The sequence below is a fragment of the Tamlana flava genome (assembly GCF_041287255.1).
GTDB classification, from domain to species: Bacteria; Bacteroidota; Bacteroidia; order Flavobacteriales; family Flavobacteriaceae; genus Tamlana; species Tamlana flava.
In genome coordinates this window covers 88055-108068 of record NZ_JBGGTX010000005.1, presented here as the reverse complement: position 1 = coordinate 108068, position 20014 = coordinate 88055, and the positions used below count along the sequence as shown (strand labels likewise).

17 protein-coding genes are annotated in these 20014 nt (G+C 36.4%); 12 read left to right on the top strand and 5 right to left on the bottom strand.

Features of this window, described 5'->3' with window-relative positions; translation table 11 throughout:
- Nucleotides 1–185 precede the first annotated feature (185 nt).
- Both ACB104_RS14765 and ACB104_RS14760 read right to left on the bottom strand, forming a co-directional pair.
- Complete coding sequence (locus ACB104_RS14765; protein WP_370479950.1) at nt 186–515, bottom strand: 2'-5' RNA ligase family protein; 330 nt, start codon at nt 513–515, stop codon at nt 186–188.
- The gene (locus ACB104_RS14760; RefSeq protein ID WP_370479949.1) at nt 490–612 is read right to left on the bottom strand and encodes a hypothetical protein; all 123 of its coding nucleotides are present in this window, start codon (nt 610–612) and stop codon (nt 490–492) included. Before ACB104_RS14760 ends, ACB104_RS14765 begins: the two co-directional genes overlap by 26 nt.
- Before the next feature lie 124 nt (nt 613–736).
- Between ACB104_RS14760 and ACB104_RS14755 the strand changes: the two genes are divergently transcribed.
- The gene (locus ACB104_RS14755) at nt 737–1798 is read left to right on the top strand and encodes a hypothetical protein (RefSeq protein ID WP_370479948.1); all 1062 of its coding nucleotides are present in this window, start codon (nt 737–739) and stop codon (nt 1796–1798) included.
- Between the two features lie 365 nt (nt 1799–2163).
- On the opposite strand, the gene ACB104_RS14750 is transcribed toward ACB104_RS14755, so the two are convergent.
- Nucleotides 2164–3009 (bottom strand): AraC family transcriptional regulator, encoded by an 846-nt coding sequence (locus ACB104_RS14750; protein ID WP_370479945.1) that lies wholly within the window; start codon nt 3007–3009, stop codon nt 2164–2166.
- Between the two features lie 141 nt (nt 3010–3150).
- On the opposite strand from ACB104_RS14750, the gene ACB104_RS14745 reads away from it, so the two are divergent.
- The 11 genes from ACB104_RS14745 (at nt 3151) to ACB104_RS14695 (ending at nt 16465) form a co-directional block, all read left to right on the top strand.
- On the top strand, nt 3151–4074 hold the full coding sequence (locus tag ACB104_RS14745) for a dihydrodipicolinate synthase family protein (RefSeq protein ID WP_370479944.1): 924 nt from the start codon (nt 3151–3153) through the stop codon (nt 4072–4074).
- Nucleotides 4075–4091: 17 nt separating this feature from the next.
- The gene (locus ACB104_RS14740; protein WP_370479942.1) at nt 4092–5099 is read left to right on the top strand and encodes a 4-hydroxyproline epimerase; all 1008 of its coding nucleotides are present in this window, start codon (nt 4092–4094) and stop codon (nt 5097–5099) included.
- Nucleotides 5100–5121: 22 nt separating this feature from the next.
- The gene (locus tag ACB104_RS14735) at nt 5122–6369 is read left to right on the top strand and encodes an NAD(P)/FAD-dependent oxidoreductase (protein WP_370479940.1); all 1248 of its coding nucleotides are present in this window, start codon (nt 5122–5124) and stop codon (nt 6367–6369) included.
- A gap of 18 nt (nt 6370–6387) precedes the next feature.
- Nucleotides 6388–9435 (top strand): beta-L-arabinofuranosidase domain-containing protein, encoded by a 3048-nt coding sequence (locus ACB104_RS14730; protein ID WP_370479939.1) that lies wholly within the window; start codon nt 6388–6390, stop codon nt 9433–9435.
- A gap of 21 nt (nt 9436–9456) precedes the next feature.
- Entirely contained in the window at nt 9457–12144 is a 2688-nt protein-coding gene (locus ACB104_RS14725) for a DUF5695 domain-containing protein (protein WP_370479937.1), read from the top strand.
- 30 nt (nt 12145–12174) lie between these two features.
- Nucleotides 12175–14343, top strand: a complete 2169-nt coding sequence (locus ACB104_RS14720) for a family 43 glycosylhydrolase (RefSeq protein ID WP_370479935.1) — start codon at nt 12175–12177, stop codon at nt 14341–14343.
- A gap of 4 nt (nt 14344–14347) precedes the next feature.
- Entirely contained in the window at nt 14348–14608 is a 261-nt protein-coding gene (locus tag ACB104_RS14715; protein ID WP_370479933.1) for a hypothetical protein, read from the top strand.
- Nucleotides 14609–14866: 258 nt separating this feature from the next.
- Entirely contained in the window at nt 14867–15172 is a 306-nt protein-coding gene (locus ACB104_RS14710; protein ID WP_370479932.1) for a hypothetical protein, read from the top strand.
- Between the two features lie 43 nt (nt 15173–15215).
- The gene (locus ACB104_RS14705) at nt 15216–15674 is read left to right on the top strand and encodes a hypothetical protein (protein WP_370479930.1); all 459 of its coding nucleotides are present in this window, start codon (nt 15216–15218) and stop codon (nt 15672–15674) included.
- 68 nt (nt 15675–15742) lie between these two features.
- Complete coding sequence (locus ACB104_RS14700; protein ID WP_370479929.1) at nt 15743–15868, top strand: hypothetical protein; 126 nt, start codon at nt 15743–15745, stop codon at nt 15866–15868.
- 111 nt (nt 15869–15979) lie between these two features.
- On the top strand, nt 15980–16465 hold the full coding sequence (locus ACB104_RS14695) for a T9SS type A sorting domain-containing protein (RefSeq protein WP_370479927.1): 486 nt from the start codon (nt 15980–15982) through the stop codon (nt 16463–16465).
- A gap of 171 nt (nt 16466–16636) precedes the next feature.
- Here the strand turns inward: ACB104_RS14695 and ACB104_RS14690 are convergent, their stop codons facing one another.
- Both ACB104_RS14690 and ACB104_RS14685 read right to left on the bottom strand, forming a co-directional pair.
- Complete coding sequence (locus tag ACB104_RS14690; RefSeq protein ID WP_370480051.1) at nt 16637–19060, bottom strand: DUF4982 domain-containing protein; 2424 nt, start codon at nt 19058–19060, stop codon at nt 16637–16639.
- A gap of 179 nt (nt 19061–19239) precedes the next feature.
- A complete protein-coding gene (locus tag ACB104_RS14685) occupies nt 19240–19803 on the bottom strand; it encodes a GDSL-type esterase/lipase family protein (protein WP_370479926.1) in 564 nt (187 codons plus the stop codon).
- Nucleotides 19804–20014: the final 211 nt, after the last annotated feature.

Here is a 20014-nt window from a genome sequence, read left to right as displayed (position 1 = left end):
ACATTTTGGATTTAGAATTGTTGCCAAACTTGATATGCTCAGCTAATAGCCAACAACATTTAGCACTACTCAGATAAAGGAATAGAAAGTTCCCAATCCCAAGTTTGATTTAGTAATCTAGAAGTAAGTATTAATTCTTTAAGGATAAAACTATTACTGTAAGGCTCTTTTTTAAATAACTCAATTCAGTCATCCAACATAGCTTTATTTTTTACTTTTGAAATTGTCATGTGCGGCGCTTTTGAAATAAATATTTTTGGAACCACATCATTGAGTTCTTCGTTAAACATCACACCGATTTTATAAAAAAGCTTACCTAAGGCCTTACTGTTATCAATCTCCAAAAGAAGCACATGTGAATTAAAAAAGGCATTAATCCCTAAAATATCAACAATAAAATATTTTCCTTTAGAGAGTTTAGCAACAATATTGACCAACCTATCTTCATATTTTGTTTCCACTCTAAAAAGCGCCATGGTAATATGTGGTTTAGAAAGAATATTGATATTTTCCATAAACCTCCCTAAACTTGCCCTTCAACCCCAACACATGTTCATAAATAGGACTAGGCGCCACAATTCTTAGGGTGTATTCCCGGATTAATTGTTTCATTTTAAAGTGATAAATAATAAATATACTAAAAAAACAGCCATTTATTTTCTCAATTAAAGATCAATGATATCACAAAAAATACGTACATTAAAGTACCATTTTAAACGATGCTCAAGTACCGAATATGAAACCTACTATAGCGCATCCCATACTCATATTCTTATACCTTTTGGTTAAAGTTTCTCTTATGGCACAGACATTGCCCATGGCATATACCCCAGGGCCAGCGAATCTAAATCCTAACAATTTTGCCCAGATTTATTTTCTAAGAGAAGAGGACGACGATTTTCCTGAAAATTGGTTGGCCGTAATTATAAACGATGATTCAGGGTTTTGTGTAAAAGCAAAGATGAATCACATTTATCGGGTACACACCAAACTTACAGGCTCCACCCGATTACGAACAAAAATTAAAGAGATTACCAAGGAGGTTATACTAGACCTGCAACCGGGTACAGATTACTATATAATCGTAAAACCTATACGCCAAACTGACCATAGGATTGCCGGCCAAATAGCACAACTGAAGCCTAGTGAAGGTCTTAGGCGCTTACAAGCATACAATGGTAATGTACAAGACCGCTATTGCGTTGTTCCCATGGGTGGCAATCATGATTTTCGGGAAAACACTTGGAACGACACCATACACTGGTACGCTGGAAAAACACACGATTACCATTTTAAACCTTTACCCTCTTGGGAATTACTGTTACGCGACCAACAAAAAGTTGCCCTGGCTTTTAGAAATCCATTAATCTCTAGCACGTATTCTGAAGCCGCTGGTATTATGCCTTTGTCTTTAAAAAAATGTGCAAACATTAAAGACTTTGAAAACTATTGCCAAACCCAGTTTATTGGTACCATATTAGATAAACAACAGGACACTAATATCAATACAAGCTTGGTTCCTGTGTCGGTGCCCGATGGTATTAGCTATGCCCGAATGGTTACAATAGAAAACCAGAATAACAACACCATGCTTCCAAAAACACCTCTTTTAAACATGCGCTCTTGCTACATCGTATTTTTCTGGATTGACCAAAAAGGCAAAGGCTACACCGCAGCCCTATACCTATCTGAACGTGGCCTTGCTGAAGAATTACACCCTTTAGATACCTTAAAAAAACGTCTGCTTTGGGTGTGGGATAGTTTTAAATTGGTAAAGACAAAAAACATTAAACCCTAAAGCTTTTAACGAGATACCATATTGCAATAATCTCTACAACTATTTTTTATTCCATTTCTATCACCTAATATTAGGATTTCAAAAATACTTAAAACACAAAAAAAACCGTTAAAGGTGAAATAAACCTGTGGTTTCGAATTATCTAAGTCCTGTAGTGGGAATAGAAAAAATGTTTATCAAAACTATTGATGAAGCAAACAAGTTTGATTCATTGAAATTCAAATTCCATTTCAATAACACTTGATTTTTTTTCGAGAAACATTGAATTAATTATAATTGACCCTAAAAGTTAAAAATTCTAATCTGTTGAACGATTTCAATCACATTAAAAACAATAATTTCATTTTTAATTTAGTAAAAAACACCTAAAATCTCTGTAATCTGTAATGTGAAGGTGTAACGCCTTTTATTTCTTTAAATTTACGGTTAAAATTAGCCGTATTGTAAAAGCCGCTTAGCTGAGAAATTGTAGAAATTGAATGGTCAGGTCTGTTAAAGATAAGTTTACATGCATTTTCAATCCTTATTTCAATTAAAAACTGAAAAAACGTCTTGTTAGTTCGCCTTTTAAAATATCTACAAAATGCATTTTTACTCAGATTGGCTACCTCCGATATTTCTTCCAAAGTTATGGGTTCCATATACTTTTCCATAGCATAGCTAAAAACATCTTTCATTCGTTTTCCTTCATCATCTGTATACTTCCTTTTGTAAACAAAAGATGATAAAGGAGATTTTTCTGCCTTGGTAATGTAATCTATTATCTTTAATAGTGTACTTATCCGTTGTACCATATTTTGATTCTGTAGCTTTAAAAATTGCTTAATTAGCTTTTCCTTCCTTGTTAAGATTTTCATTCCATATTCCGATTCTTTAAAGAAATCATCACAACTTTTTAGGTCTGGTAAGTCGAAAAAATCCTTGCCAAAGGAATTTCTGTTAAAAAATAAAGTGTATACCACCGTTTGTTCAGAAAAATTTAAATCTGTTATGAATACATGGGGCACATCGCTACCTAAAACCAATATGTCGCCAGGATAAAAATCATTTACTGTATCTCCAACTATCAATGTTCCTGCCCCTTGTTCTACATAAGTAATTTGTATTTCATTATGCTGGTGAAGCTGGTTGTATAGCACTTTTAATCGCTCCTCTTGATAGACCAACGCTTCGTTTTCTGGTTTTGGAATTTTAAAGGGAAGTACTTTCATAAGCTAATAAATTTGCTAATATCATCAATTATTATATTCAAATTTAATATAAGGGGTAATATAATATTACAATAGGCTAATAAATGTAGAGATAAATACAAAAACAACAACTAATTTTACATAGATTAAAATTTAAAAACTATGATAAAATGGGAAGGCATAATGCCAGCAGTGACAACTAAATTTAAAGCAGATGACACGTTGGACCTTGCAATGTTTGAAAAAAATATTAATGCTCAAATTGAAGCAGGCGTAAATGGAATAATTCTTGGTGGCACTCTAGGTGAAGCAAGTACACTTACCCAAAAGGAAAAGGAAGCTTTAATCAAAGAAACATTATTAATTGCAAATGGTAAGGTACCCGTAATAATTAACATAGCAGAACAAAGCACTAAAGAGGCAATTAAAGTTGCAAAAAATGCCGAAGTAGTTGGTGCTGATGGTTTAATGATACTGCCTCCTATGCGTTACAAAGCAACAGATTACGAAACGGTGACTTATTTTGCCGAAATAGCAAAGAGGACCTCACTACCAATAATGCTCTACAATAACCCTATAGATTATAAAATAATGATAACTTTAGATATGCTTGAAGAGTTAGCAACTAATAAGAACATTCAGGCAGTAAAAGAATCTACAAGAGATATTACAAATATTATTCGCATTAAAAATCGTTTTGGCGATCGTTTTAAAGTATTTACAGGTGTAGATACTTTAGGTTTAGAAAGTTTAGTAACGGGTGCCGAGGGTTGGGTAGCTGGTTTAGTTTGTGCCTACCCTGCGGAAACTGTTGCTATTTACAATCTAGTTAAATCAGGTAGAATAAGTGAGGCACTTGAAATTTACAAATGGTTTATGCCTTTATTGGAACTTGATGTTAGCCCGCAACTGGTACAAAATATTAAATTAGCAGAAGTGGCTACGGGTATAGGTACAGAAAATGTAAGGGCACCAAGATTACCATTGCAAGGTGCAGAAAGGGAACGTGTTTTAAAGATAATCAAAACCGCTATGGCAACGAGACCAACATTGCCAGATTACAAAAATAATATCTTTCAAGTGTAAATGCTTAAAATTAGTTAATGGCTAGAAAAACCTTTTTTTGTGTTGATGCGCATACTTGCGGAAACCCAGTTCGCGTTGTAGCTGCTGGTGGCCCTAATTTATTGGGTAAAACCATAAGTGAAAAACGACAACATTTTTTAAAGGAGTTCGACTGGATTCGTAAAGGATTGATGTTTGAGCCTCGAGGACATGATATGATGAGCGGCAGCTTAATTTTGGCTCCTTCAAATCCAGAAAACGATTTTAGTGTTCTGTTTATTGAAACTTCGGGTTGTTTGCCCATGTGTGGCCACGGTACCATTGGGACCATAACGATTGCCATTGAAGAAGGACTAATTACTCCCAAAACGCCTGGCAAAATTAAAATGGAAGCCCCTGCTGGATTGGTTGAAATTGAATACCAACAAACAAGAAAAAAGGTAGATTGGGTAAAACTGGTTAATGTTAAATCTTATCTAGCAGCGGAAAATTTAATGATTGATTGTCCAGAACTTGGCGAACTGACTTTTGATGTGTCGTACGGTGGGAACTTTTATGCTATAGTGGATCCGCAAAAAAACTTTAGTGGCGTACATAATTTCACGGCAAACAAAATTATTCAATACTCACAGGTTATCCGAAATCGGATAAATGAAAAATACCTCAACATGTTTATTCATCCTGAAAACGATACGATTAGGGATGTAAGCCATATGTTGTGGACGGGAAATCCTATTGACCCAACATCATCGGGAAGAAATGCTGTTTTTTATGGTGACAAGGCTATTGATCGGTCACCATGTGGCACAGGCACCTCGGCTCGAATGGCCCAACTCTATGCTAAAGAAAAACTAAAACTTGGTGAGCCCTTTATTCATGAAAGTTTTATAGGCAGTAAGTTTATTGGTAAAGTTGAAAAAGAAACAACACTTAAAAATATAAAAGCAATTATACCCAGCATACAAGGGTGGGCTCAAGTAACCGGATACAACAATATCATTATTGACGACGATGACCCCTATGCTCATGGGTTTCAAGTTATTTGATACAGAAAAATATAAAAATTAAATGAAAAAGGTAATTGTAATTGGAGGGGGAATCTCAGGCGTATGCAGTGCCTATTACCTTTTAAGAGAAGGATGTCAGGTTACGGTTATTGATAAAAGCAATTTAACAACTGGCGCATCATTTATAAATGCTGGGTATTTGTCGCCCAGCCATTTCATTCCGTTGGCCGCACCCGGCATTATTACCCAAGGCTTAAAATGGATGCTAAATAGTTCCAGTCCCTTTTACATAAAACCAAGAATCGATTTCGACTTTTTTAAATGGGCTTTGTATTTTAAAAAATCCGCAACCAAAAAAGGTGTCGAGAGATTATCGCCTGTTTTGAAGGAATTAAATTTAAAAAGTCAAACCCTTTTCGAAGATATGATTGATGATTTAGACTTTAAATTCCATTACGAAAAAAAGGGTGTGCTGATGGCCTATACAGAGGCTGAAAGTGAAAAACATGAATTAGAAATAGCACATTGGGCCAAAGAAGAAGGTTTAGAAGTTGACTGTTTAAATAAAGATGAATTAAGCAAAATTCAACCCGTTTTATCAAACCATGTTATTGGAGCAGTCCATTATAAATGTGACTCGCACATGACGCCAAATCATTTCATTAGGGACTTGCGGACTTGGCTGGAAAAGAATGGTGTTGTTTTTAAAACAAATCTAGAAGTATTAGATTTTTCAATAAAGAACAGTCAAATTATTTCAGCAATCACAGAAAATGAAGTTTATAACGCTGATGATTTTGTGCTCGCCAGTGGTTGTTGGACATCACCTTTAGCTTCAAAGCTAAATTTGAATATTCCAATTCAAGGAGGCAAAGGTTACAGCATGGATGTCCATAGGCCAACAGGCATTACAATACCCGCCATCTTAATTGAAGCCAGGGCTGCCGTTACACCAATGGATGGTTTTACTCGTTTTGCAGGTACCATGGAATTTTCTGGAAACAATACGATAGTTAGAAAGGAGCGCGTTGAAGCGATCGCTAAAGCAGCAATAAAATATTATAAAGATTTAGAAATTAATGAGAAAGAACGTGCTGGCGCCACTTCAGGATTAAGACCTGTTTCTCCTGATGGTGTTCCTTTTATTGGTAAAACCAGTAAATATGCTAACTTAACAATCGCTGCAGGACACGCCATGCTGGGTTGGAGTTTGGGACCTATAACTGGAAAACTGGTTGCAGAGGAAGTTTGCAATAAAAAATCATCGGTAAATTTAACCCCCATTTCTCCAGATCGCTTCAAAAAATAACAAAAATATATTGCACTAATGAAGAGAGTTAAACTGTCCATTTATTTAGCGCTAGTCTTTTATTCGTCTAGTGTACTAACTCTATTTGCCCAAAGCGGTAATCAAATCTTGGATGGTATTGGAGAAACTGGATTAATTGCGCGGTATGTGTTTGACGGAAATTTAAAAGATTGGTCTAGGAACAATTTACATGCCGAAATAAAAAATGGTTCTCCTGAGTTTGTAGAGGACAATTTATTTAAGAAAGCACTTGCATTAAATGCTGGCAACAATACCTACATTTCTTTACCAAACCAAACTTTAAATAGCATAGAATCATTGAGCGTTACAGGGTGGATTTTTTTTAAATCTGAAGCAGATAATCAATTTGTTTTAGATCTTGGAAAAAACAACAGTTCACATATTTCTTTAAAGACAACGGAAGACGGAAGGGGTATTCAATCTGAAATTATATCAGAAGCAAAGTGTGTCTTTAAAACAATAGCAAAAGGCTTGGAACCCAATAAATGGAATCATTTTGCCATTGTACTTGATGTTGCTTCCGAAACTTTCAAAGTATATATTAATGGAAAACATACCGAAGAAACTAAATTAGAAGGCATTGAATTAGAAAATATCTTCAATACTGAAAATGGCAAAAATGAGTTATACATTGGCAAATCGTTAGCATCAAACATTGGAAACCTTAACGCGAACTTGCATGATTTTCGCTTGTACCGTATTCCATTGAACAATAGCCAAATCGATAATATCTATTACAACTCTTTGGGGCGAGAAAATCGTGTTAACGAACACCATGAAGAAAACAACGATTTACAAGCATTTACAGATGATGAGCCTCAGCTATACAATCAATTCCTTATAGGTGTTTATGATGTTGAAGTTGAAACCGTTGTTGGGTTCCTACCACGCTTACCACGGACAATTGATGGAATATACAGTAAGGGCTTTAATGGTCCTAAAGTACGTGTAATTTGGCCTGCACCAACCGACAATGGTGTAGTTTTAAAACCTGGAAAATACACAGTAACAGGAACTATAGCCAGTTCAAAAATAGTTCCTACGGCTATTGTTACAGTTAAAGCTGATACCCCATTAACCACTCCAAGAAAAGGACTTGAGACGTTTACTTTGGATGCCGTTTCCTTAGATATAGATAGCCATGGTCACTCGACAAAATTTATTGAAAACCGAGATAAATTTATCAAAACCCTAGCTGAAACTAATCCCGATGACTTCCTGTACATGTTTAGAAATGCCTTCGGACAAAAGCAACCTGAAGGAGCTAAACCATTGGGCGTTTGGGATACGCAAGAGACCAAATTACGAGGGCATGCTTCTGGGCATTATCTTTCGGCACTAGCTCAATCTTATGCTAGCACAGATTTCGACAAAGTGCTTCAATTAAACTTTAAAACCAAAATGGAATACATGGTTAAAACCTTGTATCAATTATCGCAAATGTCTGGAAAACCAGTTACAGAAGGAGGTGAATTTGTAGCAAACCCAAATGCCGTACCATTTGGACCTGGTAAAAACTCATTTGATTCCGATTTAAGCGAAGATGGTATCCGTACAGACTATTGGAATTGGGGTAAAGGATTTATAAGTGCCTATCCTCCTGATCAATTTATAATGCTAGAAAACGGAGCAACTTATGGAGGACAAAGTACCCAAGTTTGGGCCCCATACTACACCTTACATAAAATCCTTGCAGGCTTAATGGATATTTATGAAGTAAGTGGCAATGAAAAAGCTCTTGAAATTGCTGAAGGTATGGGTGCATGGGTAGATGCCAGATTAAGTAAACTCTCAATCGAAACACTTATTAGCATGTGGAACAGATATATTGCTGGTGAGTTTGGAGGAATGAATGAGGCCATGGCCAGATTATATAGAATAACAAACAATTCCAAATACTTAGAAACAGCAAAACTATTTGATAATATAAAAGTATTCTTTGGAGACGTAAATCACAGTCATGGTTTAGCTAAAAATGTGGATACTTTTCGCGGATTGCATGCTAACCAGCACATACCTCAAATCATGGGCGCTCTAGAGATGTATCGTGATTCATATGATTCAGAATACTACCACATAGCAGATAATTTTTGGCATAAAGCTGTTAATGACTACACCTACAGTATCGGAGGCTTGGCAGGTGCAAGCAACCCTGCCAATGCAGAATGTTTTATCAGCCAACCAGCAACCCTTTATGAGAATGGGTTTTCGGCTGGTGGACAAAATGAAACCTGTGCTACATATAATATGCTCAAACTAACTAGAAATTTGTTTCTTTTTGAGCAATCTGCTGATTTTATGGATTATTATGAGCGTGGTCTCTATAATCATATCCTCGCTTCAGTTGCAGAGGACAGCCCTGCAAATACATATCATGTACCGTTAAGATCAGGGTCGGTAAAACACTTTGGTAATCCAGATATGAAAGGGTTTACATGCTGCAATGGTACGGCACTGGAGAGCAATACAATGCTGCAGAATTCCATTTACTTTAAAAGTTCTGATGACAGTACATTGTATGTCAGCCTATTTATACCTTCAACTCTAAAGTGGACGGAAAAGAAGGTAACCATAATTCAAACAACTGCTTTTCCAAATGAGGATTGCACCAAATTAACCATAAAGGGAAAGGGAAAATTTGATATTAACGTACGAGTGCCCGCATGGGCCACGAAAGGCTTTTTTGTAACCATTAATGGTAAGGAAGAAAAAGTGAATGCCAAACCAGGAAGCTATATCAAATTAAGCCGTAAATGGAAAAATGAGGACACCATTGAACTTCGCATGCCCTTTCAATTTCATTTAGAACCTGTTATGGATCAGCAAAATATAGCCAGCTTGTTTTATGGTCCAATTTTGTTGGCTGCCCAAGAGCCTGAGCCACTAAAAGAATGGCATAAGATAACTTTAGATGGTAATGATATTAGTAAATCGATTAAGGGCAATCCCAAGACATTGGAATTCACTATTGATGGAGTTCTTTTCAAGCCTTTCTATAATACTAATGGACGATATTCCGTCTATTTTGACGTAACGTTACAATGATTGATAATGCATAAACAAATAATGAGACGATATAAATACGAACTTGGCATACTGTTTTTCTTTATATCAGTATTGACCCTTCAAGCTCAAGGATATTGGGATAATATAAAAGCCAAAGAACCAACCTTGGGAATTGCAGAGGTGTATCAAAAATTCAACACGTCTCAATTTCAATTGAAACTTGTTAGAGCCTCACAAACTGTGGCAAGTTTGAAACCTTTGAACGACTTAAACTTTGATTTCACTCCGAGTGACCGACTGGAAATAAGGGACAAAGATGGCCTTTACCATTTAGGGGATATTAATTTGAGAATTAAAGAAAGTGATGGCGAGTGGAAGAACTATTCAACAGCCAAAAAGCGATTTCCAATAACACCTTTGGAAACATTTGGGAATATATTGGCAGGTGCTGATTTATCAAATACTTTGCCAAGTGACATTCCAGTATCCATTAAACGTTATTATGAAATTATTGCAGACGGTCTTGTTATCCGTTTTGAAATAACCAACAAAATCAACAATAAAATAGAAATTGGCGCCCTAGGTATTCCTATGATTTTCAATAACATTTTAGAGGGAAAATCATTGAATGAAACCCATGCCCAAAATGTATTTTTTGACCCCTACATTGGCTTGGATGCTGGCTATTTGGAAGTAAAAAGATTAAGTGGTCATGGTCCAGCACTCGTGGTATTGCCAAATGAAAATATGCCTTTTGAAGCATATCGTCCGCTTCTAAATGACCCTACGCCAAGAAGTATTGTTTTTGAGGGGTTTCATGAATGGATGGCTCTCTCTAAAGCCTATGCCGAAAATGAATGGCGAGGCGCGAAGCAATGGAATAAGCCAACTTCATTGATATTAGCTCCTGACGCAACTAGAAATTTTTCTTTAAAACTTGTGCTTTCTGAAGGCATTGAAGAGATACAAAGTACCCTAAAAAAGGTACAACGACCTGTTGTAACAGGTATTCCAGGATATGTTATTCCACAAGAAACAAAAGCGCAATTAATTGTTGATTTTGATAGTGATGTAGTATCGATACAAGTTGAACCTAAAGGCGCCTTAAAAATTAAAGAAGAGGGACTTACAGCAAAAGGAATAAAAAAATATTCTGTGGAAGGGATAAAATGGGGGCGCTCTGTTGTAACCATAAATTACAAAAACGGTTTGAAGCAAACCATTAACTATAAAGTTATTAAGTCAGAGACGGAAGTAATCAAAGATTTTGGTCATTTCTTAACTACAGAGCAATGGTTTCATAAATCAGATCCTATATTTAAAAGAAACCCTTCCGTTATCAGTTATGATTACCAAACCAAAAAACTACTAACCCAAGATAGCAGGGCATGGGTGGCCGGTTTGAGTGATGAGGGTGGTGCAGGAGGCTGGTTGTCTGCCATCATGAAGCAACTTATTCTGCCGAACAAAGAAGAAATAAAAAAATTGCAGAAGTTTGTAGATAGTACGCTTTGGGGAAATATTCAATATAGCGAAGGGAAACGCAAATACGGTGTTAAAAAGAGTGTTTTTTATTATGAGCCAGACTCCCTGCCTAAAGATACTTATAACGATTCCATAAACTACAAAACGTGGGCAGCATGGAACCATGAACATGCCAATGAACCAGGAAGATCTTACAATTACCCTCATGTAGCAGCGGCATATTGGGTAATGTACAGGCTGGCTAGATATCATGATGGTTTAGTAGACAGCAGGCCATGGGACTGGTATTTAAAACAAGCTTACCATACCAGTATTGCCATGGTTGAACAAGCACCTTATTATGCTCAATTCGGACAGATGGAAGGGTCTGTGTTTTTATTCATCCTTGAAGACTTAAAAAATGAAAACTACGAAGAAATGGCTTCAGATTTAGAAGCTAGAATGAAAGACAGAGCAAATCATTGGAAAGCCTTGGAATATCCTTTTGGAAGTGAAATGCCATGGGATTCTACAGGTCAGGAAGAAGTATATATGTGGTCTGATTACTTTGGTTACCATCACAAGGCTTGGGTAACTCTTAGGGCGATATTGGCTTATATGCCTATTATGCCGCACTGGGCTTATAATGGTAATGCAAGACGCTATTGGGATTTTCTTTATGGTGGTAAATTGTCACGGGTTGAGCGCCAAATCCATCATTATGGTTCATCACTCAATGCTATTCCTGTTTTAAAACAATTCAGAAAAACACCTGATGATTTCTATCTTTTAAAAGTTGGCTATGGCGGACTTTTGGGCGGTATTGCCAACATTACCGAAGATGGTTTTGGCCCATGTGCATTCCACTCATATCCAACAGAACTTCGAATAGATTATCTGTCAGGAGATTATGGAACTGGTTTTTATGGTTATGCTGTAAATACGGCAACATACCTTACAAAAGATGAAGATTTAGGTTGGCTGGCCTTTGGAGGTAATACAAGTGTAAAGGATGATATTGTAACTGTGAAAATAACTACAGCGGCAAAATCGAGAGTGTATATAGCCCCAAGACACTTATGGCTTACGTTGGATGCGGGAACCTTTAATATGGTCCGTTATAATTCAAAGACAAATGAGTTACATGTCACTTTAAATGAAAGAACAGAATTTACGCCTAATGCATATTTAAGGATTAATAAAGATTTGGAATTGCTCTATCCAAAAGTGAGAGGAGCTTATGAAATTCCATTAGATAAATGGCCTATTGAAATTAAATTGTAAAACCCATTCAACTCAACTAAGACCTAAAAAATGGTTTTTAAAATAATAACATCTCTAAACTTTGTGATATTTCTGTCTTTATTTTCCTGTAATAAACAGTTAAATCAAATAGCCGAAGTACCAAGAGGAGCCAAAAATACATCACCTAATACCGGAAACCCAATTTTACCGGGCTACTTTGCAGACCCAACAATTAAAAAATTCGGTGATATATATTATATATATGCTACAACCGACAATGAAATGTTGGCTTCTGGAGCCCCTACCGTTTGGTATAGCAAAGACTTGCAAAATTGGTATAATTATACCATGGAAATGCCTTCACTTTCATCTGTTAATCTAAGAAACTATTGGGCACCTGATATTATAAAAGGTAAAGACGGAAAGTATTATTTGTACTTTGGAAACTGTCAAGCTGGGTGCAACATTTATGGTTATGTTTCAGATACACCAGTCGGTCCATGGATTAAATTAAATGAAGATGATACACCCGTTATAACCCATAACTTTCCCAGGGCAGGTTTTCCTTCTTTGGATGCCCAATTTTTTACTGATACCGATGGCAAAGTTTATGCCTATTGGGGCACTTGGGTTCATTACAATGGGGGCTATGCTGCTGGCGAGCTGGATACCGATACTATGAAAGATATTATTAATCCAAAGAATATTCCGTTGGAGCAAACACCAAATCCTTTTGAAGCTGTTTATATGATGAAAAGAGGAGATAAATATATTTTGATGTATTCTGGTGAATCTTGCCATGATGAAACATACAAGGTTTTGTACGCTTATGGTGATTCACCCTATGGTCCGTTTACCCCAGGTGAAAATAATCCCATTTTAAGCACTAATGAGGATATGACTGTTCATGGACCGGGACACCACTCGATTTTAGAAGATGGTGATGATACCTATATTGTTTACCACAGGCACGATTACCCCATGACCAGAGGAGGGCTTTCAAGACAAGTTTGCATAGATAGAATGATTTTTGAAAACGATTCCACCATAAAAAAAGTAATTCCATCTCAAAAAGGTATCGCCCCAATTGTTAGGACTTTGGTGCCAAATAATATAGCTTATCAAGCTAAAGCGACGGCTTCTTCTTCGTATCATCTTAAATCATTGGAATACGACTATACCTATGCGCCCACTTTTGCATCGGACAATAACAATGCCACCCTATGGAAGGCAGGAAAAAATGGGCTTCCACAGAACTTAACTTTGGATTTGGGTGAGGTAAAAGAGGTTAAACGAGTTGAGACGCAATTTGAATTCGCCAGCTATTATTACCAATATGTTATAGAATATTCAAAAGATGGAAAAACATGGGAGTTGTATGCTGATAAATCCAAGAACCTAACCTCTGGTAGCCCGATGATTGATGACAATGACGTAAAAGCAAGATATATTAAACTTACTGTATTGGCTACTGAAAAAGTGGGGTTGTTCGCTGCTGTTTGGAATATCAAGGTGTATAGCGATTTATTTGAAATGCCATTAAAATTAAAGAACAAACCATCAACTAATGGCCCAGCACCATTGAGCACAAAGGAATTAATTGTTGATATTAATGCCCAAGAAATAAAATCGGACTCTTTAAATAAAGTCATCAATAATGGAACACTTTTCGGGTATTTCACCAAACAAGGAGAGGTTTCCTTATCTATTGATATAGAAACAGGTGCTAAAGTTTTCAATTTCAAAGAAGGAGCTTTAATACTTGATCAAGCCGTTCCTGAAAATCTATCATGGAATGGTTCATTTACAGTGGCTACTTGGGTTAAAAACCCAGAAATATCCAATCAAGGAGAAATCGTGGCATCTTGGTGTAACCGTTTAACCTATGGTTTGGCAAATTCATACAATGCTTTAGCCTACAATAGAGGTCCGTATGGAGCTGCCGCACATTTAGATGGCCATTTTGATATGAGCTTTAATAAACTACCAGAAGCCAACAAATGGCATCACATTGTATTGACGTTTGATGGTGTTGTAGAAAAAATATATGTAGATGGAGTACTTGATAATGCCCAGAACATGCTATTATCATCGGCAACTGATGATGCCAAAATAATTATTGGGGCTTCAGATATTGGTGAACATTTTTCAGGTTTCATGATGTCATTACAAATGTACGATTACGTACTGAATGAACAGGAAATAAAGCAATTGAAAGATAACGTTAAATGGTTTTAGCGGTTTGTCCTTTAATACCACAAGTGTTAGGCTTTACATGAGAAGCAATACATCTACAGGGATTGTTGAGTTTCGCATATATGGAACGGAAACAACGAATTGTGACCCTATAACCATAACTCCTAAAGTTAGTATGAACAGTGGCGCAGATCAAGAACAAAATTATACTGTTATTGGCACTTTAGATGCTGTTGAATTTATTCCAGAAATACCACAAGGCCTTACGGAATGTTTTATGGGATGGGTTGGTCCCAATAATTTTTAAGCCAACACCCAAACCATAACTTTATATAACTTGAGCAGCACTGATTCAGGGACGTACACGTATACTTATGTTAATGAATGTGGTTCTGAAACAACCCAAGACTTTTACCTAACAGTCCAGGAAACCACTGATGATTTCAACAATTGACCAGCACACGGTCAAGAAACACTTTATTATGATTGGAGTTCGAAATATCCTACTTTCCCTCATCCAACAAAAAATTTAATTGATGATTATCCAGGTTACCCTGGCTGTAATGTGGATTACAGAGAATCATATGGAAGTTGGACTTATGTACAGGGACCTACTCCTAATCCAGAAATTATTCCTATAGCTATAACCAATATGTTAAAACGCGTAGATGGTGATTTTAGATTTTTGATTGATAATATGGGATGGCCTCCAATCAAGTTATACCAGGCAGGCTATCGAGATATGATTTATTTATCAGGCTCTGGTTTGTGTAATGATAGTCATGGTCAGTATGAACCAGGAGGTTGGATGGGTACCATAAGTACTCAAGACGGAGAAGTATGGCATAATATTATCTTATATACCCGTTAAGTCTTTTGACCCTGCTACACCCGACCCATATCAATCAGGTGCAGTGGTTCATGAAGGCATTCATGCCCTTTATGCCGCCCTAACAGGATGCGGGGATGCAGCTTGGTTTCATGAGGGTTCCAATGTTTGGTTACAAATGGTTTTGGAAATTGAAAAAGCAGGTGGTAAACTAATTGCTTATGAAAACAGCGACTTGGGTTGGTTAAGTTCATCTAGTGTATTTGCACCTTTTATGCCCATTGAGACTTATGGTGGTTGGTTAACGGATGGTACGTTTGCTGGGCCCGCAGCACAAGGTTTGGTTAGATCAGATGGAACACTAAGAACCAGGAATTTGTTTGGGGGTGTGCAATACAGTACTATTTTCCCAACATTCTTAGGTGAAGTTGTTAATATTAAAAGTTTACCTTGGGTTTGGAAATATGCCATAGGAAATGTGTTGGAGGGGATTGCTGAAGGAAGCGGTGGGGCTCCAGGCTTCGGAGATTTTAAAATGCGTTAACTCATTCAGGAATATAGAGCACGATTGGCGTTATCTGATTTAAAAGTTTTACGAAGCCTATCAAGAATATGTATAACTACTGGTTTCAAACAAGAATTTATGCAGAACATCCTTCCACAGTAGTTCCAGAACCAGTGGCTGATTGGTATGCAACTCCTTATGCCAAAACAACCGAAGATGCTGAAGGATTTTGAATTCCTGATGAACTTACATTACCAGGTTGATCTGGTGCTAATTTTGTTCCAATTCATACAACAGGCAATAGTGCTACAGTGACTTTCCAACCTTTGGGCCAAAATATGTCGATGCAATTGTATTACCGCACAAAAGCAGGGGCTACTTTTTATAGCCAGCCAGTTTATGCCGGCGATGCCACGATTTCATTTGATGGCGGTGCACCAGCAAACGGGCTTATTTTTGCCGTCATTTGTAATACAGATTATGTTTTTAGTGAAGAAGCAAGAACCAGTAGATTTGATTATAAACTGAAATTAGGAACTGGAGCTAGACAAGCTGCCGATGTCAATTTAAGATGGTTTAACTGGGAGGATACTATTGTAGATCCTTCATTATCTACTGATGATGTGTTCGCAAAGGTTTCTCAGTTTGAAATTTATCCTAATCCTGCCGAAAGTTCATCTTTATTAAATTTAAAGTTTAGATATGACAATCAAACAGATTATGATTTAAAAATTTCCAATATAAGTTGTCAGGCGGTTTACACAAAGCTAAATTGTGAGTCGGACGAACAAATTCCCTTATCAAACCTTTCAGAAGGACTTTATTTTTAACAGTTAAAACTGCAACCTATCAACAAACCAAAAAGCTTGTGGTTAAATAGATTAAAATCATTTTGATGAAAATTTTATAGGATTTAATGATTTATGAAATACTAAATTGTTAAATCCTATTTTTTTTTATGCTACCCCATTCTCTAACCTAATAAGAAAATTAAAACCCAATTACAAAACACTCTTTATGGTAAAATCTGCCGCTTTTAATCCTTTACCACTTACTTTAAGGTGAATATCTCCAACCTCGGTAGTTGATTGTACCAAAATCACCAGTTTACCGTTAAAAAGTTTCATGGTGGGTAAATGGAACATTTGCAACGAGGTTGCATCTCCATTACAAGCGGCCCTATAGCTACCTTCACCTTTAACTTTAAACTTTAATTGATTATTTGCAGTTGGACAAGGAACTCCATTTTTGTCAACCACTGAAACAGTAACAAACGCCAAGTCTTCTCCATTAGCCTTTAATTGTTTTACATCAGGGTCCAACACTATTTTATAGGGTTTTCCTGAGGTATGGGTTTCTTTTTTATCTACAGGATTTCCTTCATTATCGAAGGCTACTACTTTTATAGTTCCTGGTTCATATTTAACATCCATCCACATTAAACGATAGCGATTTTGCGGTGTTTCATTATTCTTTTTTTGAATGCCCATGCTCTTGCCATTAACGAACAATTCTGCACTGTTGTAACTAGTGTAGACAAAAACAGGTGTGGTTTCTCCTTCTCGGCCTTCCCAATTCCAATGTGGTAGAATATGCAACGTTTCTTCTTTGGTATTCCATCTGCTTCTGTAGAGATAAAATCGGTCTTTTGGAAGTCCAGCCAAATCATTTATACCAAAATATGAACTACGCGATGGCCATTTATCATCGTAAGGTGTTGGCTCTCCTAAGTAGTCGAATCCCGTCCAAACAAATTCACCAATCACCCAAGGTTTGTCATCTTGCAGCACAAAATCATCATCAGGCAGATTAGACCAGCTACAATATTCCAAATCATATGAAGAACACTGAAAATCATCGTATTGTTTCATACTTGCCTTTTCCACTGGAAATTTATAAACCCCTCTTGAACTGACTGTTGAAGCCGTTTCGGAGCCTAGAATAAACCCTTGTGGAAACTTTTCGAAAGCTTCCTCGTATAAATGCACTCTGTAATTTAATCCAGGAACATCCAATAAAGCACCAAAGCCAGATTTCATAGTTTGGTCTACTCTATCCATCCCAACGGTAACCGGTCGCGTTGGGTCTTCACGATGAAAAATATCCTGAAGACGTTTTGCCCGTTTCACACCTTCGGTTCCATATTGGTCAGGTACTTCGTTTCCTGAACTCCACATGACAATACATGGGTGGTTACGTGTGGTATGGATTAAACTAACCAAATCTTTTTCCACATCTGTTTCAAAGTAGAGATGATAGCCATTTTTTACTTTTGCTCTTGCCCATTCATCAAAGCTTTCGGCCAAATACATGAACCCCATTTCGTCGCATAATTCCAACTGTTCCAGTGAAGGCATATTATGGGAGCTTCTAATGGCATCAACCCCCATATCTTTTAAAATGCGTAATTGCCTGCGTAAGGCAGACCTGTTTATCGCTGTACCAATAGGCCCTAAATCATGATGTAAACACACACCTTTAAATTTGCGAACATTCCCATTAAGGCTAAACCCTTTATTCGCTTCATATGCAATAGACCGAATACCAAATCTGGTTATTGACTCATCAATAAGTTCGTCATTTTTATATAGTTTGGTTACCGCTGTGTAGAGATACGGGTTCTCAGGGCTCCACAAATTGGGATTTATAACGGGAATATTCTGTTCGAATTCGTTATTGAATACCGTTGCTGTTTTATTTGAGGCGACTTCATTCCCTTGGGCATCCGAAATAGTGGTAAGTAGTTGGACATTATTACCTATAACCTCCGTTTTCACATTAACCTTGGCCAAATCTTTTGAAACCATAGGGGTGGTTATGTAAGTTCCCAAATGGTTTATACTTTCCTTGTTTTTTACAATTAGCCGAACTTTTCGGTAAAGCCCTGCACCGGGGTACCAACGTGAAGACTCCCCAAAGTTTGCTAAATGAACTGCCAAAACGTTATAATCACTATCTAGAAAATCGGTTACATCAAAATAAAAATAGTTGTAGCCGTAATTCCATTCACCAACTTTTTTCCCATTTACAAAAACTTTTGGTTGGCTCATGGCACCATCAAAAGTCAATAGAACTTTTTGGTTTTTATTTAAGTTTGAAACATTAAATGTTTTACGATACCAACCTTCTCCTATATATGGCAAGGCCCCTGTTCTTCCAGTTTTTTCCGTAGGTATCTTTTCTCCATTTTGTTCAATGGCAACCATTTGTTTGTCAATTTCCTTGTTGAAAGGACCGTAAATTGCCCAATCGTGAGGCACTGAAACCGTTTGCCATTTAGAATCGTTAAAATCTTTTTTAAAAGCCTCTTCATTTTGTCCTTTATAAAATTTCCAATCTTGTTTTAGTTCAATAACCTTTCTGGTTTGAGCCAAAACATTTATAGAAATTAGGAGAACAAGGAAAATGGCCCTTTTTAAATACATCATTTGCTTATCGTTAAAATTTTAACCTGTTCAAACTTAATAAATAGTCATTTAATTTAACATTCTTTCTATGCCCATTTCAAGTCCACATAATTCAGCCAAACCTTTTAAACGGCTACTTTATCTTTTAAATCAAACATATTTTTAGTTTTTTGGTTTTATTTGTTATAATCTTGGAATTAGTGATAAAATTCATTTACTATTTCTTTTTCAATATCTACCCATTTTTCGTATCCCGCCTCGTTTAAGTGTACTCCGTCATTTGTTAGGCCTTTAGCAAGATACCCCAAATCATCCACAAATTCTGAATAAAAATCAATCAAGGCAAAATACCCATTTTTACTCGCCTTATTAATTACTTTATTCACCTTCAATATATCTTCCTTTAGAAAATCTCTTCGGGTTGGCATAACCGTTCTTACATAAATTTTTGTGTTTGTCAATCGTTTATGCAGTGTCTTTGCTATTTTCGTAATATTCTTTCCAACATAATGGGCAGAAGGTATTATTTTATCGTATTTCATACCTTTGGAGTCTTCTTTATAATGTATGTTGAACAAATCATTTATTCCAATTAAAATAAATATGGCTTTTGGTTTGTAATAAACAATTTCATCCAATCTTTTTAAAACCCCATCAGTTACATCACCAGCTATACCTCTGTTTTTAACATAAGGGACTCCAAATCTCTCTCTCCAATCATCGCCTTGTTGAGTTATACTATTTCCTATAAAAAAATACATCCAGGTGTGGGAATATCATTTTTAAAAACATCAATTCGTTTTCGATAGTTTTTGACAGTCCATTCATTATGGTACCTAGTTACTATTTCTGCGGTTGGAAAAAGATTAGCTGGTCTCTCCTGTTCAAAATTATTTTGTTGAGAATATACAAAGGAACAGACCAACAAAGATATAACTATAAGGACGCTTGGTTTCATTTTTATCGTACTTG

What these genes read in the sequence shown, in the direction of transcription:
- ACB104_RS14765 (WP_370479950.1), bottom strand. Translation starts at nt 515, where the DNA reads ATGGAAAATATCAATATTCTTTCTAAACCACATATTACCATGGCGCTT.
- ACB104_RS14695 (WP_370479927.1), top strand. Translation starts at nt 15,980, where the DNA reads ATGCAATTGTATTACCGCACAAAAGCAGGGGCTACTTTTTATAGCCAG.
- ACB104_RS14730 (WP_370479939.1), top strand. Translation starts at nt 6,388, where the DNA reads ATGAAGAGAGTTAAACTGTCCATTTATTTAGCGCTAGTCTTTTATTCG.
- ACB104_RS14700 (WP_370479929.1), top strand. Translation starts at nt 15,743, where the DNA reads ATGTATAACTACTGGTTTCAAACAAGAATTTATGCAGAACATCCTTCC.
- ACB104_RS14685 (WP_370479926.1), bottom strand. Translation starts at nt 19,803, where the DNA reads ATGTATTTTTTTATAGGAAATAGTATAACTCAACAAGGCGATGATTGG.
- ACB104_RS14755 (WP_370479948.1), top strand. Translation starts at nt 737, where the DNA reads ATGAAACCTACTATAGCGCATCCCATACTCATATTCTTATACCTTTTG.
- ACB104_RS14740 (WP_370479942.1), top strand. Translation starts at nt 4,092, where the DNA reads ATGGCTAGAAAAACCTTTTTTTGTGTTGATGCGCATACTTGCGGAAAC.
- ACB104_RS14720 (WP_370479935.1), top strand. Translation starts at nt 12,175, where the DNA reads ATGGTTTTTAAAATAATAACATCTCTAAACTTTGTGATATTTCTGTCT.
- ACB104_RS14690 (WP_370480051.1), bottom strand. Translation starts at nt 19,060, where the DNA reads ATGTATTTAAAAAGGGCCATTTTCCTTGTTCTCCTAATTTCTATAAAT.
- ACB104_RS14750 (WP_370479945.1), bottom strand. Translation starts at nt 3,009, where the DNA reads ATGAAAGTACTTCCCTTTAAAATTCCAAAACCAGAAAACGAAGCGTTG.
- ACB104_RS14735 (WP_370479940.1), top strand. Translation starts at nt 5,122, where the DNA reads ATGAAAAAGGTAATTGTAATTGGAGGGGGAATCTCAGGCGTATGCAGT.
- ACB104_RS14725 (WP_370479937.1), top strand. Translation starts at nt 9,457, where the DNA reads ATGAGACGATATAAATACGAACTTGGCATACTGTTTTTCTTTATATCA.
- ACB104_RS14760 (WP_370479949.1), bottom strand. Translation starts at nt 612, where the DNA reads ATGAAACAATTAATCCGGGAATACACCCTAAGAATTGTGGCGCCTAGT.
- ACB104_RS14745 (WP_370479944.1), top strand. Translation starts at nt 3,151, where the DNA reads ATGATAAAATGGGAAGGCATAATGCCAGCAGTGACAACTAAATTTAAA.